Genomic DNA, 25,685 nt, shown 5'->3' with positions numbered 1-25,685 from the left:
ATACTTGTTTTTAACAGAAAATATGTAATCCTTTTATGACAATATTAAATTCATCTTTCAACACACCTTATCAAACTGCGCCATTTTCCAAAATTAAGAATGAAGATTATCTTCCTGCTTTTAAGCAAGCGATTTCGGACGCAAAAAGTGAAATAGATACAATTACTGAAAACGAGAAAACCCCAACTTTTGAAAACACTATTGAAGCTTTAGAGTTTTCTGGACAGCAACTCGATAGAATTTCAAGCATCTTTTTCAATTTAAACAATGCTGAAACCAACGATGACATTCAAAAAATCGCACAAGCCGTATCGCCTTTATTATCTGAATTCAGTAATGACATTACCTTAAATGAGGATTTGTTCAAGCGTGTTAAGGCTGTTTATGATAATCGAAAGAATCTAAATCTGAATACAGAGCAAAAAACATTGCTCGACAAAAAATATAAAAGCTTTTCAAGAAATGGGGCAAACCTTCCTGAAGACAAGAAAAAACAACTTAGAGAAATTGACAAAAAGCTGAGTCAGCTCAAGCTAAAGTTTGGTGAGAATGTATTGGCAGAAACCAATAACTTCGAAATGCACCTCAAAGATGAAAAGGATGTTTCTGGCTTACCTGAAGGCGCTAAGGAAGCAGCACAACAACTAGCTGAATCAAAAGGAAAAGAGGGCTGGTTAATCACCTTACAGTATCCTAGTTATATTCCGTTTATGACCTATGCTGATTCCCGTGAACTTCGAAAAAAACTCGCCATTGCTGCTGGAGCAAAAGCTTTTAAAGGTGATGCATTAGACAACCAACAAAATGTTCTTGAAATCGCAAGGCTTAGATATGAACGTGCAAAACTTCTGGGATATGATAACCATGCGCATTTTGTACTGGAAGAGCGTATGGCTAAATCGCCTGAAAATGTTCAGAAATTTCTAAATGAACTATTGGAAAAAGCCAAACCAGCTGCAGAGCAGGAATTTAAAAATCTGGAAACTTTTGCCAAAGATTTGGATGGGATTGATCAACTTCAAAAATGGGATAGTGCCTATTATTCTGAAAAATTAAAGCAGAAACTGTTTGATTTGGATGACGAGCAACTCAAACCCTATTTCAAATTAGAAAACGTGATTGATGGTGCTTTTACCATTGCTGAACGTCTATATGATTTAAAATTTGAGGAAATCAATTCCATAGACAAATATCACGACGAAGTTTTAACCTATAAAGTAACTGATACTAATGGCAATTTAATCTCTATCTTTTATGCCGATTTCTTTCCTCGACCAGGAAAGCGAAATGGTGCTTGGATGACTGTTTATAAATCTCAGTTCATCAAAGAGGGCGACAATAGTAGGCCGCATATTTCCATTGTTTGTAATTTTACGAAACCGACCAAAAGCAAGCCATCTCTCCTAACCTTTAATGAAGTGACCACATTGTTTCATGAATTTGGCCATGCTTTACATGGTATGTTAGCCAATACAATGTATCCAAGTCTTTCTGGAACTAGTGTGTTTTGGGATTTTGTGGAATTACCAAGTCAAGTTATGGAAAATTGGTGTTACGAAAAGGAGGCCTTAGAACTATTTGCGACGCATTATGAAACTGGCGAAGTCATTCCAATGGAACTCATCGAAAAAATAAAAGCCTCAGCCACCTTCCATGAAGGGATGCAAACCTTGCGACAGTTGAGTTTTGGTTTGTTGGATATGAGTTGGCATGGACAAGATCCATCTTCTATTACTTCTGTTAAAGAACATGAACTTAAAGCCTTTGAGCAAACCCGTTTATTTCCTGATGTTGCTGAAAACTGTATGAGCACCTCGTTTTCACATATTTTTCAAGGTGGATACAGTTCTGGTTATTACAGCTATAAATGGGCAGAAGTTTTGGATGCCGATGCGTTTGAATACTTTTTGGAACAAGGTGTATTCAATAAAGACGTGGCAAGCAAATTTAAAACTCATGTGTTATCACAAGGAGGCATTGAAGACCCAATGGTTCTTTACAAACGTTTTAGAGGAAAAGAGCCTCAACCAGAAGCTTTATTGAGACGAGCTGGCTTAATTAAGAAATAACCCTAAAAATAGCAGGTTTAATAAAGGAAACCTCCAAGGAGATAAATAAACTTTCAATAATTACTGAAAGTTTAAAAATTTTATTATCTTTACAATATGAAATACGAAGAAGCTAAAATAAAATTCATTAGTACTTGGGGAAGCCTGGGAACGCTTTGGGGAATCAACAAGGCCATGGCACAAATTCAGGCCTTATTATTTATTTCCACCGAACCATTATCTATGGAAGATATCATGGAAGAACTTCAAATATCAAGAGGTAACACAAGTATGAATTTAAGACAGCTAATGGATTGGGGAATTGTCACCAAGGAATTGATACCAGGCGAACGAAAAGAGTATTTCACAACTGAAAAGGATGTTCAGGAACTGACTCGAATCATTGCCAAGGAACGTAGTAGAAGAGAAATTCAACCAGTGATTAAGGTTTTAAATGAGGTATCCTCTATTAAAGATGATGGGACAGAAAAAACGAAAGAACTAATCAAACAAACCAAAGCACTGCATGATTTAACCGTAACGGCAGACGCAATGGTCAATAAATTAGTCAATCAAAAGCAAAATTGGATTACCAAATCACTAATTAAATTGATCAAATAATTTTTTTAAATCAAACTTTCAAAATTTATTGAAAGTTTAAAAATAACTAAAAATGAAGTTATTGTATTACATTAACAAAATTGCCCTGATTTTAACGCTATTACTTTATTTGACCTTTTTTTATGGTCTTTACGCACAAATTGTTTTAGGGACTTTACAAATTTTGAGTGCAATTGTTGTTTTCTTCTTTTGGAAAAAAATCTCAAAAAAATCTAAAGAAAGACTTTATATATACTGGGCTTTAGTAACTATTTACAGTCTGTTTTGGGTTTTCGACATGAATAACTTCAATAACGTGTATTGGTTAGTATTTGGAATGATACTAATCCCAATGTCTATTGCCATTTATTTTGTTCAAACACTCCGTTTCACTAAAAATAACACCTTATGAAAACTGAATCCATCCACATCAGAAATTCAGAAAACAACACCATCGAACTAGTTGATTTCTATAATAATGCTACGGAAGACTATGAATATTGGAGCAAAGATTACAACATGCACTTCGGCTATTTTATTCCTTTTAAAACCTGTGTATTTAAAAGAGACGCTTTGCTTAACCAAATGAATCATCAGGTCATGAAACGATTACAGATCAACTCTGTGAAACACCGCTTAATAGATTTGGGCTGTGGTATGGGAGGAAGCATGCGTTATGCCCTAAAAAACAACAAACACCTTATCGCTTATGGAGTTACTCTACCAGAATTTCAAGTCAAATATGGTAATGAGTTGCTTCAAGGTCTAAACGGAATAATCATTAAGGAAGACTACAACAATACCTCTTTTCATTCAGAAACTTTCGATAGTGCTATAGCCATAGAGAGTTTTTGCCATTCTGGGCACAGTAGCAATTCCATAAAAGAAGCCTATCGTTTACTTAAACCAGGTGGACGACTTGTTATCGCTGATGCCTTTATAAAGAAACATTTCAATGAATTGTGTTCTGGTGGTCGATTAGCATACCAAAAACTATGCGACCATTGGAGTTTGGAGAAAATTGAATCTATAAAAATCTATAAAGAGAAACTAAGGGCTGCTGGATTTACCAATATCTCTATTGAAAACATATCCTTTAGAGTTGCTCCATCTGTATTTCATGTGCCTTTTGCTATTATCGGTTTTACCTTAAAAGAACTCTTTAAAAACCACCACATCTCGAAAGAGAGTCTTCATAATCTGAAAGGCTCTTTTTATGCGCTACTTGCAGGGTTACACCTAAAAAGTTTTGGCTATTATCTCATCACTTGTGTTAAAGAATAATAGCATTTAATTTTTTCCTTTTTTTGGTGTATTTTTGAATTGAAAACCCAGAGAACCGGCAATGTCAAAACACACTTTAGACCCTAATAAATGGATTGATCTATATTCAGATTATCTGTTCAATTATACAATCTCTCGTGTGAATGATAGAGAAATTGCAAAAGACCTCATTCAAGATACGTTTATTGCTGGTTTGAAATCGATGAAAAATTTTAAGGGAAATGCCAGTGAGCGAACGTGGCTAATATCCATCCTCAAACGTAAAATCATTGATTATTACCGCAAGAGCAATTCCAAAAAAGGCCAAGCAGAAGTTAGAATTAATTACAATTCCGAAGAAAACGAAGGTGATTGGCTTGAGGAACGCGTTGCTGATCCTTTTGATAAAACCGCTGAAGATGAAATGGAAAATTCAGAATTAGGCGATGCTATTTATAGCTGTTTAGACAAATTACCAGAAAAGCAAGCCCAAGTCTTTAAGATGAAAACCATATTGAATTATGAAACAGAAGCCATTTGTAATGAATTGAATATAACAGCGTCTAACCTATGGGTTATCATCCATAGAGCGAGAGTTGCCATGGCTGAATGTATGCAAAAACATTGGTTTTAATTGAACCCGAAACTAGTGACATGAAAAAAAGTTTTTTGTTTATCTCTTGTGAAGAAGCACAACACATTTGTGATAAATCACAGTATGGTGAAGCGACCTTTTGGGAACGCGTTAAACTCAGTATACGTTTGTCTTGGTGCAAAGTCACCCAAGCTTACACTAAAAGCAACCGAAAGTTGACCAATGCCATTAAATCCTCTAAGGTAGACTGTTTAAAGGACAGTGAAATGGAAGCCTTAAAAACCCAGTTTGAGGAACAGTTAAAGAAGCCACATTAATAGCATCCAAAACACAGGAATACTCTCAACCCAAAAGGCACTGTAATACTTACCTTGCTGCTTAGATGAAAACAATACAAAAACCATTGTGAGTAGTCCAATAAATAATAACGTGAGAAGGTGATCGGTATTTATACTGTCCTTGAAGAATTCAAGTGACAACATTAAACCCAAAAGTAAAACGCCAAGTATTTTAGTCCACTTCACTCCTATTTGCTGAGGAATGGTTGACAACTTCAAACTGTCATAATTTAAATCCCTAATCTCAAAAGGCAACATCAAAACGACCACAAAAATAAATCTTTGAAAACCTGTGAGAACAATATCTGTATTCAAAGTTACCTGCGCTTCCAAAACTGGTAATATTACTGTTACACCAGTCCAAACCATAGCTATCAAGTATATTTTCAATCCGCTCACTCCTCTTAACTCTTTCTTTTTTGTCATAAAGAAACGATCAGAAATTAAAGGGTTTGCATATAAAAATGTGATAAACCCAAAAATGGAGATGGCAATTATGCTTTCTTTCCTAAGATTTAAGGCAAAATAGAACATAAAAACCATACAAAAAAGCGAAAATACTTGAATCAATTTCAACGGACCAGACAAGCTTCTATAATGAAACTTTGCTAAACCAAAATACTTTACAAAATTGTAACCAACAATAGAAGCAAATCCAACAAAACCAAACAAATTCAAGGACATATCAAATCCAAATTCAAAAGCAGTTATTACGGTCAGCGAAACAACAGCTAAAGCCACATGAATACTGCTATTAATGTAAAAATTCAAACAAGTTTTAAAGATATGCATATCACAAAAATAGAGAAACTGTTAATAACCGTTTCAAATGGTTGAAAAGTTTCGAAATCATTAACATTTTAAGGTCAATATTTCCGTAATTTTGCACCATAATTTTTCAATTCTAATTCGTTAATGAATACTGTAGATTTTTCTCTTCGTCATATTGGTCCATCAGCGACCGATCAAAAGGAAATGTTGGAAACTATTGGAGTCGATTCCATTGAGCAACTCATTTACGAAACCATTCCAGATGGTATTCGTTTAAAATCAGACCTTAACTTAGATGAACCTATGAGTGAGCAAGAGTACTTACTTCATATTTACAGTCTTTCAAAAAAGAATAAGGTTTTTAAAACGTATATCGGATTAGGATACCATCCAACTATAATGCCTGCTGTAATTCAACGAAATATTCTGGAAAATCCAGGTTGGTATACAGCTTACACACCTTATCAAGCTGAAATTGCGCAAGGTCGTCTAGAAGCTTTACTGAATTTTCAAACCATGATTACTGATCTTACAGGAATGGAAATCGCCAATGCTTCTTTACTTGACGAAAGTACTGCAGCAGCAGAAGCCATGAGCATGTTGTTTGCTGTTCGCGATAGAGATCAAAAGAAGGCTGGTATTAATAAATTCTTTGTTTCTGAAAACATCTTGCCTCAAACCTTATCACTGCTTCAAACCAGAGCAAATCCGATAGACATCGAACTCGTTGTTGGAGATGAAAGAACATTCGATTTTACAGAAGACTTTTTTGGGGCCTTACTTCAGTATCCTGGAAAATATGGACAAACAACTGACATTAAAACCTTTATTGAAAAGGCCAATGAGGCGCGAATAAAAGTTGCTGTTGCAGCAGATATCATGAGTTTGGTTCTTCTCGAAGCACCAGGAAAATTTGGAGCTGATGTCGTTGTTGGAACCACTCAACGTTTCGGTATACCAATGGGTTATGGTGGTCCACATGCAGCATACTTTGCAACTAAAGAAGCCTACAAGAGAGATATTCCAGGACGAATTATTGGTGTAACCAAAGATACTGATGGCAATAGAGCTCTACGTATGGCACTTCAAACTCGTGAACAGCATATTAAACGAGATAAAGCCACCTCAAACATTTGTACAGCACAAGTACTTTTAGCTGTTATGGCTGGCATGTATGCAGTTTATCATGGACCTGATGGACTGAAATTTATTGCAAATGACATTCATAAGAAAACAGTTACTTTAGCTCATGCCTTGAAGAAATTAGGGTATGATATATTAAATACGTCTTACTTTGATACATTACACATAAAAGCAAATGCGAAAGCTATAAAAAAGGAAGCCGAAGAACTAAAAATTAATTTTTATTACCCAAATGAGGATGAAGTTGTATTATCATTGAATGAACCAACTACAATTCTTCAATTGAATAATATCAGCAAGGTTTTTGCTTTAGTTGCCAAAAAGGAACCTGTAGAAATTACTGAACTCTCTAAGGAATCAGCCATTGATAATCAATTGATTCGTCAAACGGATTTCCTTAACGAACCAGTTTTCAATTCTTTCCATTCTGAAACAGAATTGATGCGCTACATAAAGCGTTTAGAACGAAAGGATTTATCTTTAAACCATTCTATGATTTCATTAGGTTCGTGTACCATGAAACTTAATGCAGCTTCTGAAATGCTACCCTTAAGTTGGTTTAAATGGGGAAAAATACATCCTTTTGCACCTGCTGCACAGGCTAAAGGATACCATATCGTACTCAAAGAACTTGAAGACCAACTTACTGAAATTACTGGTTTTGCTGGAACTTCTTTACAACCTAACTCTGGTGCTCAAGGTGAATTTGCCGGACTTATGGTCATCAAAGCTTACCACGAATCTAGAGGAGATCATCACAGAAATATTTGTATTATCCCGTCTTCGGCGCATGGAACCAATCCTGCAAGTGCTGTTATGGCCGGAATGAAGGTTGTTGTCACTAAATCTACTGAAGAAGGTAATATTGATGTTGACGATTTAAGAGAAAAAGCTGAATTACATAAAGACAATTTATCTGCATTGATGGTTACCTACCCTTCAACACATGGTGTGTATGAAGCCTCTATAAAAGAGATTACCAAAATCATTCACGATAATGGCGGTCAAGTTTATATGGATGGTGCCAATATGAATGCACAAGTAGGACTAACCAATCCGGGAAATATTGGTGCTGATGTTTGTCATCTCAACCTACATAAAACGTTTGCCATACCACATGGTGGTGGTGGACCAGGAGTTGGACCAATCTGTGTTGCCAAGCAATTAGTACCTTTTTTACCAAGCAATCCGATTATTAAAACTGGTGGAGAACAAGCTATTACTGCTATATCTGCTGCGCCTTTTGGCTCATCATTAGCCTGCTTGATTTCCTATGGTTATATCAAAATGTTAGGAGCTTCAGGCTTGAAACGCGCAACTGAAATTGCGATTTTAAATGCCAACTACATCAAAAAACGTTTACAAGGCGTTTTTGACACACTCTATACTGGAGAAAAAGGTCGAGCTGCTCACGAAATGATTGTAGATTGTAGACCTTTCAAAGCAAATGGCATTGAAGTCGTTGATATAGCCAAACGACTTATGGATTATGGTTTTCATGCACCTACAGTGTCCTTTCCTGTAAATGGCACGATGATGATTGAGCCAACAGAAAGTGAAAGCAAAAGTGAAATTGATCGTTTTTGTGATGCTATGATTTCCATCAGAAAGGAAATTGATGCAGCATCTAAGGACGAACCAAATAATGTTCTGAAAAACGCACCTCACACCATGCAATTAGTGACAAATGACGAATGGTTGTTGCCTTACTCACGTCAAGAAGCTGCATTTCCATTAGAATTTGTAAGAGATAATAAATTTTGGCCGAGTGTTCGTCGTGTTGATGATGCTTATGGTGATAGAAATTTAATTTGTACTTGTGCGCCAATTGAAGAATACATGGAAGCATAACAGGCTATAAACCTGTATTGAAAAAACATCCTTCAAACGAGGATGTTTTTTTATTTATGCTAAATTCTGCATCTTTTTTTATCAATTTCTCAAAAAACAGGAAAAAACAAAGGATTTAATAATAGTCTAGCATATTATTAAGTACTTTAGTATATTGAATCAAAACCATTGCACATGTCTATAAGAATTACAGGGACTGGAAGTTATATTCCAGATATGATTGAGAAAAATGAGAACTTTCACCAACATGAGTTTTTAAATGCTGATGGCTCGACTATAAACCATCCTAATGAAATTATAGTAGAAAAATTTAAAGACATTACAGGTATTGTTGAAAGACGTTATGCTGATGATCAACTTACAGCTTCAGACCTTGGTTTTTTGGCTGCTCAAAAAGCCATTGAAGATGCCAATATAGATCCTGAAACAATAGATTACATTATTTGCGCTCACAATTTTGGCGATGTCAAAGCAAATACCATTCAAAGTGATATTCTTCCTTGTTTGGCTTCAAGAATAAAGCATAGCTTACGAATCAAAAACCCTAAATGTGTCGCTTATGATATTTTATTTGGTTGTCCAGGCTGGGTCGAAGGCGTCATTCAAGCCCAAGCGTTTATTAAAGCAGGAATGGCTAAACGCTGTTTGGTGATTGGTGCAGAAACGCTTTCAAGGGTTGTTGATAAACACGACAGAGATTCTATGATATACTCTGATGGTGCAGGCGCAACAATTGTAGAGACTTCTGATGAAGAAGGTGGAGTTATTGCACATGAGAGCGCTTCTTTTACTTATGATGAAGCGTATTATCTTTTCTTCGGAAACTCTAACAATCAAGATTTATGTAGAGATACACGCTATATCAAAATGCATGGCCGAAAAATCTATGAGTTTGCTTTAAGCAATGTTCCTAAAGCCATGAAAGCTTGTTTAGATAAAAGTGGCATAGACATTAAAGACGTCAAAAAGATATTGATCCATCAAGCGAACGAAAAAATGGATGAAGCAATTATTAATCGCTTCTACAGACTCTATAAAACAGAAGTCCCAAAAGATATCATGCCAATGAGTATTCACAAATTGGGAAATAGTTCAGTTGCCACAGTTCCAACACTATTCGATCTAATTGTGAACAACAAACTGGAAAAGCACAGAATCAAAAAAGGTGATGTCATCATTTTTGCAAGTGTTGGTGCTGGAATGCATATCAATGCCATCGTTTATAAATACTAACGATGAATAAAAGTATCGCAATTATTGGTGGAGGAAACTTAGGCCAAGCGATTGCTTCTGGCTTGTTGTCTGAAGGATTTGATGCCTCCAACCTGACCATTACACGACACAAAACACATCTTTTAAAGGATTACGAAAGCAAAGGTGTTGATGTTATTTCTGATAACGTGTCCGCTGTAAAAAAATCTGAAATAATCATTATTGCCGTTAAACCATACAAGATGGAATCGGTTCTCAAAGAGATTTCAGACACAATAACCGATAAACAAATCTTGGTGTCAGTAGTAAGTGATTTTTCAATTGAGAAAATCAAAAAGGCACTAAAAAATGAACCTATCATATTTAGAGCGATGCCCAATACAGCATCTTCAGTTAATGAATCAATGACTTGTCTTGCCTCTCAAAACGCATCTGATGAAAACACTAAAGATGTAAGCTTAATTTTTAATGCTTTAGGAATCACTATACCTATTGATGAACAGCTCATGGATGGTGCAACCGTTTTAGGTGCTTGCGGTATTGCTTATGTCTTACGATTTATCAGAGGTATGATTCAAGGTGGAATCGAAATCGGTTTTGATGCAAAAACAGCCACCCAAATTGCGACACAAACCGTTAAAGGCGCCAGTGAATTATTAATACTGCAAGGCAATCATCCAGAAGCTGAAATTGATAAGGTTACTACACCTAAAGGATGTACGATAGCAGGTTTAAATGAAATGGAGCATCAAGGCTTCAGTTCGGCATTGATTAAAGGAATAAAGACGTCTTATGAAAATATTTCCAATTGATGTACGAAAACACCTATCCAAATAAACGCTTCAAGCATACTCTTGAGTTTTTAAAACAACATGTTGAGACCTCAGAAACAATTTTAGATTTAGGAGTTTCGAATCCGTTTTCAGAAATCATGTCTTCCAATGGTTTTTCTGTACAAAATACTTCAGGTGTTGACTTAGATTTGGATACTTCTGAAATTGAAAATTCCAATGCAGATGTGGTTACAGCTTTTGAAATATTCGAACATTTACTATCGCCATTTACAGTTCTTAAATCGATAAAAGCTGATAAATTAGTTGCAAGCGTTCCACTTAAATTATGGTTCGCTCCTGCGTATCAAAGCAAGACAGACATGAGAGATCGACACTTTCATGAATTTGAAGAATGGCAATTTAACTGGCTACTCGAAAAAACAGGTTGGAAAATCGTAGCCTCCGAAAAATGGACAAATCCTGTTAGGAAAATTGGTATCAGACCTTTTTTGAGAACTTTTGTTCCGAGATATTATATTGTATATGCCGAAAGAGTTTATTTAGCCTAAAGCAAAAACTTTCTTTAGATTTGTTACAATGAAATTCTACATTGTCATTCCTGCACACAACGAAGAAAGCACCATCGCTTTAACTTTAGAGTCTTTGGCAAAACAAACGCTTATACCTCAACATATCGTAGTGGTTAATGACAACTCTGCTGACAACACTAAAGCTATTGTCGAAAACCTAGCAAATCAGTATAATTTCATATCACTTGTTGACAATAATTCTTCGAATGCACACTTGCCTGGAAGTAAGATTATTAATGCTTTTAACAAAGGACTGGAAAGTTTAGATGATGATTATGATGTGATTTGCAAGTTCGATGCTGATCTTATTTTTCCTGAACAGTATCTTGAAACTTTAGCTGAACATTTTAAAAGTGATAACCAACTTGGTATGGCTGCCGGATTTTGTTACATTCAAAAGAATGATCAATGGGTTTTGGAAGACCTTACAAATAAAGATCATATTCGTGGTGCTTTGAAAGCCTACAGAAAACAATGCTTTTTTGATATAGGAAAACTGAAACCTTCGATAGGTTGGGATACGGTTGATGAAATGTTAGCCTCTTATTACAATTGGAAACGATTCACCGATGACAGCCTGCACGTGAAACACCTGAAACCAACTGGGATTAGTTACAGTGCCTCAGCAAAATTAGCTCAAGGGGAAGCTCTTTTTAAATTGCGTTACGGATTGACATTAACGTTTATAACAGCACTTAAAATGGCATTGAAAAAAAGAAATCTCAATGTGTTAATCCATTACCTTAAAGGCTATTTCAAAGCTAAATCAGACGGCTTAGATTATTTGGTTACAGAAGACCAAGGCAAATTCATCAGGGATTTACGATGGAAAGGTATTTTCAGCAAATTTGCATAAATCAAAAACTCCAACCTTTATAACTTGTTGAAGCTTCCAATTGATTTTCCAAAGCATCTTCAAGTTCAGGAAAAAAATCGATTCCAGTTAAATTTTCAATCTCATCAACAGAAACAACATAGGTATATAATGGTTGATTAGACGCTTTATGTGGCAATAAAAAAGCTATCATTTTCGGCCTTCCAGAATTGTAATCAATCATCACTTTATAAAACCGATTTGGCACACTCACCTTTTCAGTACCTATGGTTGTCATGTTATCATCAAAAATACCACCTGTAACCACATAAACACCATTGTACTTTTTAGCCCAATACCGAACTTTTTGTTCCAATCGATTCCAAATTCCAGAATTGAATTCATGATCTTGCGGACTTATATTACTGGTCAAAAAGGTTTCGTCATGTGCTTTTTTACTAAAACGTCTATCTCCTGCTGGACATAAATGCCCACGATCATATCCTGATCCTTTGTAATTTCGCCAATGTGCTGCTCCAGTTTTCACTGCTTTATCAATTTCAAAATAAGGCCTTTCAAAATTGGTATTTGATAAGTGCTCGGCTTTAAGTTCATAAGCTACCCATTCGGCTTGTTCATTAGGTTCACTGTATGATAAGGAGTAATATTCGTGATGCACCACTTGCCCTGTCGTACTGGTAGGCAAATAAACTGTATTTGTTGTAATCTTAACTTCTGATCCAGCTTCAACAGTCTGTTCGACTTCCTTTTTTTCCAAGAGGAATTCATAACCCAAAACAACAATCAGGATTACTATAGCGAGCAAAGAAAATAACTGTCTTTTTTTCAAAATTAATCTATTACAAATTCCAACGGTTGCCCTGTTGCTGCATTTGGAAAACTAATACCCAATAAAGCAGAAATGGTTGGAGCAATATCTGCTATAACCGTTCTCTGATAAGTCTGTCCGTGCCTAATCCCTTTTCCGAAGAACAATAACGGCACATGCGTATCATAGTTCAATCCGCTACCATGAGTCGATCCCGTTTTTCCATAAACAATATAGCTTACATCATTCACCACTATCACATTTCCTGATCGCTTTTGATTAAAGCCATTTTGCAATAAACTTTCGATTCCTGTTGTAAAATTGGTTGAATTCATACTTGAAGCAGTATAAACCTTTGCGACATGATCATAAGACAATTGCTCATTAGCAATCACTTGCTCTACCTCGGAAAGATTCAGTCCTAATTCCTTTACTTTATCATAATTGATAAAAATCTGGTCATTGGTGACATTTTCTACAATATCAGTCGTTTTAAAAGTATCTTGTAAAAACCTTTGAAAGTTATCTTTTCGGTCATTGTTATCAACATAACCAGCAGGAATTTTTACACTTTGCAAATAAGCTGGCACATCAATAGCTCCATGGTCTGCCGTTAGAAAAACTGTATATACTCCCTTTCCAACTTGGATATCCAAAAACTGGAATAAACGCTCCAAATCTTTATCCAATCGGATATATGTGTCTTCTACTTCCTTAGAGTTCACCCCAAAGTTATGTCCAACATAATCAGTACTTGAAAAGCTAAGTGTTAAAACATCAGTAATAGCATCTTGACCTAAAGCTTCCCCTTTAATTGCAGCCATTGCAAAATCGGTTGTTAGACTATTTCCAAAAGGAGTCGTTTTTAATATATCAAAGTTATTATTACTTGACTTCAAAGCCTTTAAATCATAAGGAAACGTAGCCGTTTTCTTTCCTTTAAAACCCTTTTCAAAAATTGTGTCGTCGCTTCCACTTTCGGTATAAGTTGAAATATCGTAAAAAGTATCCCAAACCTTAAAGTAAGATTCAGCTGTATTGGAGGCATTAAAATCGTTAACCCATTTTGGTAAGTCATTCATATAAAATGAGCTTGAAATGAAATGTCCTTCATCCTTTCCGTGGAACCAATAGGCTGCATTAGCTGTATGTCCAGCAGGCAAAACCGCACCTCTATCCTTAAGTGCAATTCCAATGGTCTTGCCCTTCATTTGTGTAAACAGTCTATTTTCATCTGAAAATGTAGTCGTCAACATACGATGAGGCGACATTTTTCCAGCTCTATCATAAGTACCAACTGATGTTACCGAATCATCTGAAGCGCAATACACCATAGTCTTTTCTTGCTTGTCGTACCAATTGTTGCTAATGACACCATGATATTTTGGTGTGGTTCCTGTATAAACCGAAGCATGTCCAGGACCTGTATAGGTCGGCACATAGTTAAAATGATGGTTTTTACAATTAAAGCCTTCATTCATCATACGTTTAAATCCACCTTCTCCAAATTTGTTATAAAATCGAGTGAGATAATCGTAACGCATCTGGTCTACAACAATCCCAACAACTAGTTTTGGTCTATCTAATTCGGTTGATTTTTGATTATTGTTTTCAGTTTGACTTTGAGCATTACAAAGGCCTATTAAAAAGACCAGTAAAAAACCCATTAAATTCTTAATCATACCAATAAATTTGAGATATCAAAAATACAGCTTTTAATACATCGATACTTAAAATTAAGGTTAAATAGGATTAGTTTTTTTACTTTAGCAGTATCAAATTGAGCTATGCAATATCTTCATAATATTGGGACCTACTTTTTAATGATTGCTGAAATGTTTCGCAAACCTACAAAGTGGTCGGTCATGCGAACATTAATCTTAAAGGATATTGATGATTTGATTATTGGATCTTTAGGAATTGTAGCATTCATTTCATTTTTTGTTGGAGGTGTTGTTACAATCCAGACCGCTCTCAACATAAGCAATCCCTTAATTCCTAAATATTTGGTTGGATTTGCCACCAGGCAATCGGTTATCTTGGAATTTGCTCCAACCTTTATTTCGATTATTATGGCAGGTAAGGTTGGTTCATTTATTACTTCCAGTATTGGTACGATGCGTGTAACTGAACAAATAGATGCCTTGGAAGTTATGGGTATCAATTCATTAAACTATTTGGTATTTCCAAAGTTCATTGCTTTGTTGTTATATCCTTTTGTGATTTCAATCGCGATGTTCTTGGGCATTCTTGGCGGTATGGCTGCCTGTGTTTATGGTGGTTTTAGCACTTTGGAAGATTACATTACAGGGATTCAAATGGATTTTATTCCATTCCATATTATCTATGCTTTTATCAAGACCATTGTATTCGCTTTTTTATTGGCCACTATTCCTTCATACTATGGTTATTATATGAAAGGTGGCGCTTTGGAAGTCGGAAAAGCCAGTACGACGTCTTTTGTATGGACTAGTGTCATGATCATTTTGCTGAATTACATATTAACCTCAATGCTCTTAAGTTAATGATCAAAGTAAACAACATAGAAAAATCATTTGGTGATGCTCATATTCTTAAAGGCATAAGCACGACTTTTGAAAAGGGAAAAACCAGTTTGGTTATTGGGCAAAGTGGTTCTGGTAAAACGGTATTCTTGAAATGTTTACTTGGTTTATACACTCCTGAATCTGGAACGATTGAATATGATGGAAAGATTTATTCCAACTTAAGTGATAGCGATAAGCGTGAGCTAAGAGCTAAAATCGGTATGGTATTTCAAGGGAGTGCCTTATTTGATTCTATGACCATTGCTGAAAATGTGATGTTTCCGCTACGTATGTTTACCAAACAGAGCAAAAGTGAAATGGAAGATCGTGTCGACTTTGTACTTAAGCGTGTAAATCTAGTTGATGCTCATAAAAAAATGCCAAGTGAAGCTTCAGGAGGTATGCAAAAACGTGTTGCAATTGCTAGAGCGATTGTAAACAATCCAAAGTATTTGTTTTGCGATGAACCTAATTCAGGATTAGACCCTAAAACGGCTATTGTTATTGATAATCTCATTCAAGAAATTACTGATGAATATGACATCATTACAGTGATCAATTCCCACGACATGAATTCCGTGATGGAAATCGGAGAAAAAATCATTTTTCTTAAAGACGGTTACAAAGCATGGGAAGGCTCAAACAAGACCATCTTTAAAACTGACAATGAAGCGGTAACAAATTTTGTGTATTCTTCAGAACTTTTCAAGAAAGTAAGAAGGATGTATTTGGAAGAAGACCTTTAGTTTCTCCTAATAACAACAGTATCTATTTTAAGTGCTTTCTGTAACCATTCCTGTAACAATTTTTCCCTTGAGGCAACAATACTGTCTGGTAAAGCTATTTTCCATCTTACATCAATAATAGAAACGGTATCAATATTTATAAAATCCTTTGACTCCAACATTTTGGAATACCCAAAAAACTCCAAATCATTGAATCTCACTTTAGCATCTCTACTCAAATCGGTAAACGAAACAGAACCCGCTTCATTTCTAGACTCAATTTGCTTATTAAGATTTGTGATGCTCATCTCGAGTTGTTCAATTTGCTTTTGAAGTCCAGTGATTATGATATCCTTTTGATCTAAGTCGCGTATGGCTCGATCGTAAGCATCAGAGATTTTATCAAAGCTTCTAGCATTGTTTCCTTTGATGTCAAGTTGAAAATCCTTGATCTTCGTATAATTTTTTAATTCGTTCTGTAAATCTGAAATTGTAGCATCAGAAACTTCACCATTGAAGTATAAAGCAATGGTTTTATCATCCCAATTTGGGATTCCTTTTTGTAACCACAGCTCATTATTGGAATCTATTTCATCTTTTATAAAACTGTTATAATCATTCTCAAAGCCGCTCTTTTTAATAAATCCAACAAACGTCCATATAGCTGGAGCCATTACTAGAATAGCAATTATTGAAGCCAATTGTGCAATACGTTTTCTTTTTTTGGAGTTAGCGTATTTCAACATTGGAAAACGCAATACTTTCAAAACGATAAAAGTCGCCAGGGCAATAAATATCGTATTGATGGTAAACAAGTACATAGCTCCAACAAAAAATTCCCAATTGTGTGCCAAACCATAACCAGCTGTACATAATGGAGGCATTAAAGCGGTGGCAATGGCCACACCAAATATGACTGAGGCAATAGTTCCTTTTTTAGTCCGAGCAATGATAAGGGCTGCGCCACCAAAAAAGGCAATTAAAACATCTCTAAAATCCGGACTCTTACGACCGAACAGTTCATTAGTCTCAATATCTGCTGTTGGAAAGAATTTAAAGAACAAATACGCTGTCAATAAACTCAAAACTATCATTGTAGCTAGATTTATCAAGGACTTTTTGAGCGTATCGATATCGTTTACCGCAATTGAAAATCCGACACCCAAAATAGGTCCCATTAAAGGAGAAATTAACATGGCTCCAATCACTACAGCAGTCGAATCGGCATTAAGACCAACAGAAGCCACCATGATAGAACATACCAGAATCCAAGCTGTTGCTCCCTTAAATGGAATATCATTTTTTATGGCTTCAATTGTGGCATCTCGATCGGTATCATCTCGAAAATCGAGCAGTTCGTTCAAAAACTTGGTGATACTTTGCCAAAGACCTTGAGCGTCTTTTCTAACCGCCTCCTTTGATTGCTCTACAGCCTTTTCCTTATTGGCTTGAGCTTCATCTTCAGAGAAATTGAATTTATTTTCTTCACTCATAATTAACCGTAATGTTCTCCGTAAGTATCTTTAACCTTTTGGAGTACTTTTTTAATATCTTGTTCTTTAGTCTTTGGAAAGATAAGCAAAACTTCTTCTTTATCTACAATGATATAATCTTTCAAACCATCCACTACCACAACTTTATCAGAAGATGTTCTGATCATATTTCCAGAAGCGTCCTCAGTTAATGTTTTTGCATTCACCACTGCATTTGCCTGCTTGTCTTTCTCCAACTTATCGTACAAACTTCCCCAAGTTCCTAAATCGTTCCAATCAAATGTTGCTGGAAGAACAAACACATTATCTGAGGCTTCCATAATGGCATAATCTACAGAAATGTTTTCTGCTTTAGAGTAGTTATCGCGAATAAAATCATCTTCAAAATCTGTATTGTATACCTCAATCCCTTTTTCAAAGAGCTCATAAAGCTTGTCTTGATTTTTTTTGAAAGCATCAATGACCGAAGATACACTCCATATAAAAATACCTGCATTCCATAAAAAATTACCTTGATCTAAAAACGCCTTAGCGGTTTCATAATCTGGCTTTTCACGAAATTGGTGTACAGACTTAATAGCTTTTTCAGAACTCTTATCAAACTCAATATAACCATAACCTGTATTTGGAAAAGTTGGCTGAATCCCTAAAGTCATTAAAGTGTTAGAATTTGAACAGAAGTCAAAAGCATCTTGAACATTTTGAGTAAACGCGTCTTCGTCTTCAATCCAATGATCACTTGGAGCCACAATCATAACTGCGTCTTCATTCTCTTTTTGAATTTTTAAAGCCGCATATAAAATACAAGGTGCCGTGTTTCGCATAGCAGGTTCGAGAACTACTTGTCGTTTAGTAACTTCAGGAAGTTGTTCAAAAACCAAATCATTATAGCGCTTATTCGTAAGAATAAAAATGTTTTCCTTAGGAATGAGTTTGGATAATCTATTGAATGTTTTCTGTATTAAGGTATCACCTGTTCCCAACATATCGTGAAATTGTTTTGGGAAATCCTGGGTACTTACTGGCCAAAATCTTGAGCCTACTCCTCCAGCCATTAAGATGGCATAATAATTTTTATTCATATTAACTTTCTAATAATTCTACTTCAGCGTTGGGATTAAACAAATATAACCTACCAGTTTTAACCTCAACACACTCATATCGTTTCACACGTTTGTTTCCGCGTTTAAAAACCTTTCCGTTGTACAACTTAAAGTGATGTCCATAAGGCACATCAAAAATATAGGTTTTTCCATTAGGTTCATCATATTGTTTCAAGGCTAATGCCAAAACCGTGTCTGTATCACTTGTTGCCTTCGGATTTTTAAAATGTTTAGCTAAAAGAGGCAAAAGATTTGATGGAAAGATAGCTGGATTTAAAAAAGGCAACATTAAATGTTGAAATGTTCTTTTCCACTCAATTCCATGAGGTTTAATGTCTTTCCCATAATTTTTATAGGCTTCAAAATGGGCAATTTCATGAACAAGTGTAATAAGAAATCTAAACGGATTTAAATTTGTATTGACTGTAATTTGATGTTGTCCATTTGGCAAACGTTTGTAATCGCCATGCCGAGTTTTTCGTTCATTTTTTATTTTCACAGAAAGATCTTCGTGCTTCAATAAATCTGAAACCAATGCGACAGCTTGTTCTGGAATGTATGCTTTAAGAGTATTTTGCATGGCTCAAAAGTAATTGAAATCTCAAAGGTTTTCTAAAGACATCTCCACTAGTTTTTAATAAGGAGCATTTTAGAGCTATTGTTAATTTTCAAAAAGTAAACACCTTCAGAAGTATCTTGAGGAAAAACCAAACGTGTTCTACGACCAAATTCATCAAACTGGGTTTCTAAGATAGTTACTTGACGGCCTCTAATATCGAATAAACTAAATACATCGTTGCGAGACGTACTGGTAATGTTAATTTCAAAATTTGTTACTGGATTTGGAAACACTATTTGTTCTACAGTGACCTCAGGAATTGTTTCGCCGTAAAAATACGGTACGGCAAAATCAAAGGCTTGATTACCTACTTTTTCACCAATAAAGCGTCCTGGAATATCATCTGCTGGTGGATGAATTCCTCCCCAAATTCGGGATAAACTTGTTTGATCTGAAGCATCACGATAAGTAGCCCACTGTAGAGTTACATCAACAGAAGGTCCATCTTCAAAAACCAGAAACTCATTCTGCTTGGCTTTAAATTCTCCAATTCCTCCAGGAAAAAAAGCACTTCCAGTAATTCTTGTCAAGACCTCAGCAGCAGCTCTAGAAAATGTTGAATGCCCAGACACATATCCAGCAAAAGGAGGTGTCACAAAGGTAGGACGTTGATATGGCCACCAGTTTTCGGCTAAAATCCAACCAACACCTGCAGTATCTGAAGCTTCGTTATCGATATAATCTGGACCTTTCCATGTATACAGTTTTATCTTACCAACATGCTCATTTGCATTTCCTGAGAGAGGATCACCTTCTTCAACCACTTCAATATAACCGTTAATTAAAGGAATTCCTCCTACATGATAATTATCTAAAGTATCATCTGTACTCTGACCTAAAAGTGCCATATTACGTATGGCTGAAATCGGTCGGACATAATCATACCAACCTTTCACACTCCAAGCAGAAATGGCTGAATCGTGCATTGCGCCTCCTAAAATAAAGTAGGATTTCACATCCCATTCCAAATCGTCTAAAGTATCTCCTTCACCTTGAAACCTTTTTTCAAGTTGAGGATGTTCGTTAACATAATTCATTATAGTAAACCAATGTCCAGGAGGTGTTTCCGAATCTGGTCCATCAGCCCAAAATTCTGCCAAAACCCTTGCATAATCTCCTCTAGGAACAATATTAGGCTCATAAGCCTGGCCTGTTATAGGATTTAGAGCATGTCCATTGCCAACTACTCCACCTTCAAGCAAATTATAAAAGTTTGGATAGTCTTGATAAGAATTTGGAAATTGATCTATGCTAGTATTTCCAATGGCTCCTGGCGAAATATCCCATTGCACACCATCATCAGGATCTAAATGTGAACCCCAAACCGATACTAAGGAAAATCCAAATTTATAACCATCACTTGAAGCATTGTTTTCAACTAAACTTAACAATGGTGGTGAGCCTGGATCATTGTAAACGTGATAGGTGTTTCCATTGCGATTATACGTTGTTTGATCTTCTTCAGTCATAGCAAAAGAATACACATTTCCCCATTCGGGACTCAAAAAATCAATCGTTGAACCTGGAATTAAGTTTCCGCTTTGATCGATATACGTATCTAAACTTAAAGATTGCCAGCGGTTGGGATCTTCCATTAAAACTGTTGCTGGAATAGTTGGTGCCAATGGTGTATTTACAGGTTCATAATAGGCATTACTAAATTGTTCCAATTCCCGTGAACCATCAGCATTTCCATAAGCGATTAGTGTTTGGGCGATATAATTACCCAATGATGCAGCATTCCCAAACTGATACAAGGTAGAAGTATTTGCCTCAATATCATATCCCAATTGTGACATAATTAAATCGAAGAGCCTTTGTGATTCTTCGGCATTTGGCGAATTCTGAAAACGGTATGTCAGCAAACGATACATAGCATAACTGATTGCCTTTTTCCGAGAGTCTTCAATACTTTCTGCAGGAATAAAATTTTCTAAGTCACTTTCAAAACCATGAACCGAATTGCCAATAAGATACGGCTTAGCCTCATCATCATATATGGCCCAAGCATCATACATAGCTATACTGGAATGAAAAAGATTCCTTGCATGTACTGTTGGTCTAGCAAAATCATTCCTTATAGCTTCAAGCAAGGCTTCGTTCCAAAGTTTCGCAATGGACACATTCGTTGGTAATTCATTGGCATTCAAGGCAACTTCTATGGAAGCTTCAAGACTGAAACATGTTCCATTGGTTTCACGAACACTCAAGCTTCCTGTTTCATTTAAACCCCATTTGACCGTTACGTTACTAGAACCTTGACCTTCGATGATTTCACCATTGGTCACTTGCCAAACAGTTGTAGAACCACTCGAAATTGGATACGAATACGTTTCAACAGTAAAAAAACCAGACGTTGTATCACCTGAAATTTGATTTGATTGCAAATAGGTACAACTATTATCATCAATGGTTGCATCTGGATTATAGCTACAGGAATACGGATCCATACAGCCATAAATTTTCTGACTCGGCTCGATATCCAAGGCTTCAATTCCTTGACCTTCGGTTGCTTTCACAGTTGTATTGACATTTAAATCGCTATAAGATTCCACCAATCCTGAAGGCCATTCAATTTCTAATTCGGTTATTGTTGTCTCATTCCCCAATCCGAAATGAACTGGTAATAAACTTTGGGACAAAAAGCCCACACCTGTGTAATATCGTTTTAGTTGGCCATTACTTGTGGTTATGGTCAATGTGGTTCCTATAGCATTACGATTTGAGATCGTCCCTTCCAATAATATCTTAAACCAATTTTGGGTGATGGCTTCGTCAAAATTGAGCAACTTATTTTCATAAAAAAAAGAACGCTGATCAGAATTCGTTACAAAGATATCTAAGTCTCCATCATTGTCATAGTCAAAATCAACTGCTTCCACGCTTACAGTTAAATCATTAAAGTTGACTTCTATTGATCGATCTTCAAAACCCGATTGACCTTCGATCGTTAAATTTTTAAAATACCGATTGTTTTCTGTATTGCGATTTTCAAAATCATAGCCATTAACGATAATCAAGTCTTCATCACCATCAAGATCAAAATCGGCAAAACGGGTTCCCCAAGCCCATCCTGTTTCAGGAATGTTATTGAGTGCAGAGGTTTCCGTAAAATGATTTGTGCCATCATTAGTCAGCAACGCATTTTCATCAATTCCAGTGAAAAAGAAATCGAAGGCACCATCAAGATTGTAATCTCCTATGGCAATTCCCATATCATCCAGCATATTATCAAGTCCGTAACTTTGAGCTTGATCCGTAAATGATGTGCCATTTTGATTGACAAAAAGACTATTGGGATCGTTAAAATCATTGGCTACCATGAGATCCATCCAACCATCGTTATTGATATCAAAAGGCAGTGCCACATAACTCGCTAAATCTTCAGTTGCCTGAATATTGGTTTGAAGTGTCACATTAGAAAATGTGCCATTGCCATTATTTCTATAAAGGGAATTGCTATCGCACTCGTCCCAATCGCTTATATAGATATCCAAATAACCATCATTATCATAATCAAACCAAGTAGCACCTGTATTTCTACAACTATCAAAACCGTTGAACCCAGCTTCTTGGGTGACTTCAACAAATGTCCCATTACCTTCATTATGGAATAACTGTACTTTATAGGAATGGGTAAAAAACAAATCTGGATAGCCATCATTATCATAATCGCCAAAAGACGCACCATGCTTAAATCCCTCAAGACCATAAAAGGAAGCTGTACCGTCTTCAGGAAATAAATTCGTGAGTCCAGAAGTTTCAGTGATGTCTGTAAAAATACCGTTGTTTTCGTTTCTAAATAAACGACTATGGGTGTTTTCCTCTCCTTCAATATCTTGTTTGACTGCAACCACAAAAATATCCAGATCAAAATCGTTATCAATATCTGCTACTGCAACACCATTATTTTTATCTAGAATTTGAAAACCTGATGCTATTTCAGCACGTTCAAATATTTGGGCTGATATACTGAAATGACAACCTACAAAAAGAAGAATAGTGACAAAAAATCTTATGATAAGTTTATTTGAATTCAAGGGAACAATTTTAAATAAAGATACTAAAATAGCACTTAAAATAATATATATTAACTGGCCACCAATAGCGTTTTAATAGCTTCCATACTATTAATTGCAAAGGTCGCTTCAGCCTCGAGCTTCTTATCAAAATCATGAGCTGTGAAACCAATAACATCAAATCCGCCATTTTTTGCGGCTCGAACACCAGTTATACTATCTTCAATAACAACGCATTCCTCAGGAGTGAAACCCATCGTTTCTGCTGCCCAAAGGAATACTGCTGGACTAGGTTTCCATTTTTGGATGGCATAACAACTAAACACCTTCTCTTCAAAATAAGGCATCAAACCGGTGAGTTCTAGATTAAGCCTGATTTTATTCTCAGGACCACTTGAGGCCACACAAAAGGGTATTGAAAGTGATTCGATCAATGAAGCAACTCCTTCTACAGGTTTTATAGATGATTGGAATGCCTGAAAACTTCGTTGGCGATAATTAGTTGTAAAATCTGAAGGTAATTCATTAGAAATCAAACCTGCAATTTTATCGACACAAGACTGCATTCTCAATCCCTTAAAGTGTTTAAACGCATATTGCAAATCTATATTTGCTCCAAGTTCATTAGCCATATCAACCAAAACCTGATTTCCGATAGGTTCGCTATCGACCAAAACGCCATCACAATCAAAAATGACACATTTATATTTTGACATGATTAGGGTGTCGAATTAGAGACTTGTAATACCTTTCCGTTATAAAATTTATTACCAGTAATTGCAAAATCTGCAATATAACTTGCCATATCATTGGCAGAGGTTGTGGCTTGATAATCTGGGAAGGCTTCCTTAAGCATTTCAGTTTGTACTGCACCAAGCGCCAAAACATTGAATTGCGGACCAGTTGACTTATATTCTTCCGCTAGAAGTTCAGTTAGTGTAATCACAGCACCTTTACTCGAACTATATGCTGCTAGACCTGGAAATTTCATACTGCCTTGAATGCCTCCCATAGAACTGATTGTCACTACATGTCCATCACTTTTCATAAATGGCAATACCAATCGTGTTAATTCGGACACTCCAAACACGTTGGTTTGATAAATGTTTTGAAAATCTGAAAAGGTTGTGTCTTTAAATGGTTTATTAAGCAACAAGCCCGCATTATTGATAAGAATATCGACATGTTGCCATTCATTTTCAATATACTGAACAGCCTTTTGGTAATCATCTTCCTGGCATAAATCAAATGTGAAAGCAGTCACATTTTTTAGGTTAAGATTCGAAATCGGTTGTTCATTACGTGATAATGCTAAGACATTATGTCCTTGATTGGCAAAGACCTGAACCAATTCAAATCCGATACCACGACTTGTTCCTGTAATAATGATATTCTTAGCCTTCATTTGCATTCATCTGAATCTCCTTGGTTTCTGAATTTGCCATACGCTCAACAGCTGGAATAGTTTGATTGATTAAAGTTGCCATAAACTCAAAATCCATTTCCTCTATTTCATCGTCGACATGGTGATAGTAATCAAAATTGGTCAAATCGCATGAAGAAATGGTATGTGAAGGCACTTTAAATTCGGAATAAAACGGATAATTATCTGAGCGTCTAAACAATTGGTACTTTTTGGATACTTCAGAAGCTCCAAAATAATTTTCCTGATTGAGATAAGCGTTCATTTTCTCTCCCATGTTTGAGAGCTCATACCCTGTAACAAAAGCCGTGTAATCTAAATCCTTTAATGGCACACCAACCATTTCGAAATTGATCAAGGTATACAAATCGAGGTTTTTGGCTTTTAAGGTTTCTGCTAGGTGTTTCGATCCCAAAAGTCCCATTTCTTCAGCCGTAAATAAGGCGAACATGATACTACGCTTATTGTTCTTTTTAGCAGCAAAATATTTGGCCATTGCTAAAACTGCAGCAGTTCCTGTGGCATTGTCATTAGCGCCATTTGCTATGGAATCATTAGCTACAGGTCTTCCAAAACCAATATGGTCATAATGAGCGCCAATAATGATGAATTCATTTTTTAATGTTTCATCTTTGCCTTCAAGGTAACCAACAACATTAAAAGCATTCAAACTGTCTATTGCAAATTGACTTCGAAAGCTTTCAAAATAAGGAACGACACCATAAGAATTGAATTGATCTTCAATATAAGTTGCCGCTTTGTCAATTCCATCAGAACCCGTTCTTCTACCTTGTAATTCATTAGATGAAAGGTAAGCTACCGTTTCTTTTAATTCGTTACTGGTAATGGTAATGGACTCTCCCTCAGCATCTTTTTTACACCCAACAAATAAGAGCACTGCAATAAAAAATACAATCTGTTTCATAATCA

22 protein-coding genes are annotated in these 25,685 nt (G+C 35.9%); 12 read left to right on the top strand and 10 right to left on the bottom strand.

From position 1 onward, the window contains the following. Positions 1 to 35: 35 nt before the first annotated feature. The 5 genes from AB9K26_RS01290 (at position 36) to AB9K26_RS01270 (ending at position 4,823) form a co-directional block, all read left to right on the top strand. Positions 36 to 2,069, top strand: coding sequence for a M3 family metallopeptidase (locus AB9K26_RS01290; protein WP_369970723.1), 2,034 nt, complete (start codon positions 36 to 38; stop codon positions 2,067 to 2,069). Positions 2,070 to 2,165: 96 nt separating this feature from the next. Continuing rightward, positions 2,166 to 2,669 (top strand): GbsR/MarR family transcriptional regulator, encoded by a 504-nt coding sequence (locus AB9K26_RS01285; protein WP_369970722.1) that lies wholly within the window; start codon positions 2,166 to 2,168, stop codon positions 2,667 to 2,669. A gap of 387 nt (positions 2,670 to 3,056) precedes the next feature. Then, positions 3,057 to 3,932, top strand: coding sequence for a methyltransferase domain-containing protein (locus tag AB9K26_RS01280; RefSeq protein ID WP_369970721.1), 876 nt, complete (start codon positions 3,057 to 3,059; stop codon positions 3,930 to 3,932). A gap of 61 nt (positions 3,933 to 3,993) precedes the next feature. Continuing rightward, the gene (locus AB9K26_RS01275) at positions 3,994 to 4,545 is read left to right on the top strand and encodes a sigma-70 family RNA polymerase sigma factor (RefSeq protein WP_369970720.1); all 552 of its coding nucleotides are present in this window, start codon (positions 3,994 to 3,996) and stop codon (positions 4,543 to 4,545) included. Positions 4,546 to 4,565: 20 nt separating this feature from the next. Continuing rightward, positions 4,566 to 4,823 carry a hypothetical protein gene (locus AB9K26_RS01270; RefSeq protein WP_369970719.1) on the top strand — a complete coding sequence of 86 codons (258 nt, stop codon included), beginning with the start codon at positions 4,566 to 4,568 and terminating at the stop codon, positions 4,821 to 4,823. Here AB9K26_RS01270 and AB9K26_RS01265 read toward each other — a convergent pair. Next, positions 4,806 to 5,615, bottom strand: coding sequence for a hypothetical protein (locus tag AB9K26_RS01265; protein ID WP_369970718.1), 810 nt, complete (start codon positions 5,613 to 5,615; stop codon positions 4,806 to 4,808). The genes AB9K26_RS01270 and AB9K26_RS01265 overlap by 18 nt on opposite strands. 144 nt (positions 5,616 to 5,759) lie before the next feature. Here AB9K26_RS01265 and gcvP point away from each other — a divergent pair, with 144 nt between their 5' ends. The 5 genes from gcvP to AB9K26_RS01240 all read left to right on the top strand — a co-directional run bounded on the left by gcvP (position 5,760) and on the right by AB9K26_RS01240 (position 12,040). After that, entirely contained in the window at positions 5,760 to 8,609 is a 2,850-nt protein-coding gene (gene gcvP / locus AB9K26_RS01260) for an aminomethyl-transferring glycine dehydrogenase (protein ID WP_369970717.1), read from the top strand. A 174-nt stretch (positions 8,610 to 8,783) separates the two neighbouring features. After that, the gene (locus tag AB9K26_RS01255; protein ID WP_369970716.1) at positions 8,784 to 9,842 is read left to right on the top strand and encodes a 3-oxoacyl-ACP synthase III family protein; all 1,059 of its coding nucleotides are present in this window, start codon (positions 8,784 to 8,786) and stop codon (positions 9,840 to 9,842) included. A gap of 2 nt (positions 9,843 to 9,844) precedes the next feature. Further along, entirely contained in the window at positions 9,845 to 10,633 is a 789-nt protein-coding gene (gene proC / locus AB9K26_RS01250) for a pyrroline-5-carboxylate reductase (protein WP_369970715.1), read from the top strand. After that, positions 10,633 to 11,163 (top strand): methyltransferase, encoded by a 531-nt coding sequence (locus AB9K26_RS01245; RefSeq protein ID WP_369970871.1) that lies wholly within the window; start codon positions 10,633 to 10,635, stop codon positions 11,161 to 11,163. Before proC ends, AB9K26_RS01245 begins: the two co-directional genes overlap by 1 nt. A gap of 28 nt (positions 11,164 to 11,191) precedes the next feature. After that, entirely contained in the window at positions 11,192 to 12,040 is an 849-nt protein-coding gene (locus AB9K26_RS01240) for a glycosyltransferase family 2 protein (protein WP_369970714.1), read from the top strand. A 1-nt stretch (position 12,041) separates the two neighbouring features. Here AB9K26_RS01240 and AB9K26_RS01235 read toward each other — a convergent pair whose 3' ends face one another. After that, positions 12,042 to 12,824: a DNA/RNA non-specific endonuclease gene (locus tag AB9K26_RS01235; protein WP_369970713.1), complete on the bottom strand. Its 783-nt coding sequence runs from the start codon at positions 12,822 to 12,824 to the stop codon at positions 12,042 to 12,044. Between the two features lie 26 nt (positions 12,825 to 12,850). Beyond that, a complete protein-coding gene (gene pafA / locus AB9K26_RS01230) occupies positions 12,851 to 14,509 on the bottom strand; it encodes an alkaline phosphatase PafA (protein ID WP_369970712.1) in 1,659 nt (552 codons plus the stop codon). A gap of 105 nt (positions 14,510 to 14,614) precedes the next feature. On the opposite strand from pafA, the gene AB9K26_RS01225 reads away from it, so the two are divergent. Further along, complete coding sequence (locus AB9K26_RS01225) at positions 14,615 to 15,352, top strand: MlaE family ABC transporter permease (RefSeq protein ID WP_369970711.1); 738 nt, start codon at positions 14,615 to 14,617, stop codon at positions 15,350 to 15,352. Further along, positions 15,352 to 16,119 (top strand): ABC transporter ATP-binding protein, encoded by a 768-nt coding sequence (locus tag AB9K26_RS01220; RefSeq protein WP_369970710.1) that lies wholly within the window; start codon positions 15,352 to 15,354, stop codon positions 16,117 to 16,119. Before AB9K26_RS01225 ends, AB9K26_RS01220 begins: the two co-directional genes overlap by 1 nt. Here the strand turns inward: AB9K26_RS01220 and AB9K26_RS01215 are convergent. Genes AB9K26_RS01215 through AB9K26_RS01185 form a run of 7 tightly spaced genes read right to left on the bottom strand, consistent with a single transcriptional unit; the run spans position 16,116 to position 25,680 of the window. Next, positions 16,116 to 17,591, bottom strand: coding sequence for a DUF389 domain-containing protein (locus tag AB9K26_RS01215; RefSeq protein ID WP_369970709.1), 1,476 nt, complete (start codon positions 17,589 to 17,591; stop codon positions 16,116 to 16,118). The two genes, AB9K26_RS01220 and AB9K26_RS01215, sit on opposite strands and share 4 nt — an antisense overlap. Positions 17,592 to 17,593: 2 nt before the next feature. Then, the gene (locus AB9K26_RS01210; RefSeq protein WP_369970708.1) at positions 17,594 to 18,673 is read right to left on the bottom strand and encodes a mannose-1-phosphate guanylyltransferase; all 1,080 of its coding nucleotides are present in this window, start codon (positions 18,671 to 18,673) and stop codon (positions 17,594 to 17,596) included. A gap of 1 nt (position 18,674) precedes the next feature. Beyond that, positions 18,675 to 19,274 carry a SprT-like domain-containing protein gene (locus AB9K26_RS01205; RefSeq protein ID WP_369970707.1) on the bottom strand — a complete coding sequence of 200 codons (600 nt, stop codon included), beginning with the start codon at positions 19,272 to 19,274 and terminating at the stop codon, positions 18,675 to 18,677. A 47-nt stretch (positions 19,275 to 19,321) separates the two neighbouring features. After that, positions 19,322 to 23,353, bottom strand: a complete 4,032-nt coding sequence (locus AB9K26_RS01200; protein ID WP_369970706.1) for an FG-GAP-like repeat-containing protein — start codon at positions 23,351 to 23,353, stop codon at positions 19,322 to 19,324. Positions 23,354 to 23,403: 50 nt separating this feature from the next. Then, the gene (locus tag AB9K26_RS01195; RefSeq protein WP_369970705.1) at positions 23,404 to 24,048 is read right to left on the bottom strand and encodes an HAD family hydrolase; all 645 of its coding nucleotides are present in this window, start codon (positions 24,046 to 24,048) and stop codon (positions 23,404 to 23,406) included. A gap of 2 nt (positions 24,049 to 24,050) precedes the next feature. Further along, positions 24,051 to 24,737: an SDR family NAD(P)-dependent oxidoreductase gene (locus tag AB9K26_RS01190; RefSeq protein ID WP_369970704.1), complete on the bottom strand. Its 687-nt coding sequence runs from the start codon at positions 24,735 to 24,737 to the stop codon at positions 24,051 to 24,053. Further along, on the bottom strand, positions 24,727 to 25,680 hold the full coding sequence (locus AB9K26_RS01185) for a M20/M25/M40 family metallo-hydrolase (RefSeq protein WP_369970703.1): 954 nt from the start codon (positions 25,678 to 25,680) through the stop codon (positions 24,727 to 24,729). Before AB9K26_RS01185 ends, AB9K26_RS01190 begins: the two co-directional genes overlap by 11 nt. Positions 25,681 to 25,685 lie beyond the last annotated feature (5 nt).

The sequence above is a fragment of the Psychroserpens sp. XS_ASV72 genome (genome assembly GCF_041224425.1).
Lineage (GTDB): Bacteria > Bacteroidota > Bacteroidia > Flavobacteriales > Flavobacteriaceae > Psychroserpens.
The sequence above is the reverse complement of the archived record's forward strand: the minus strand, read 5'-3'. Positions and strand labels throughout refer to the sequence as shown.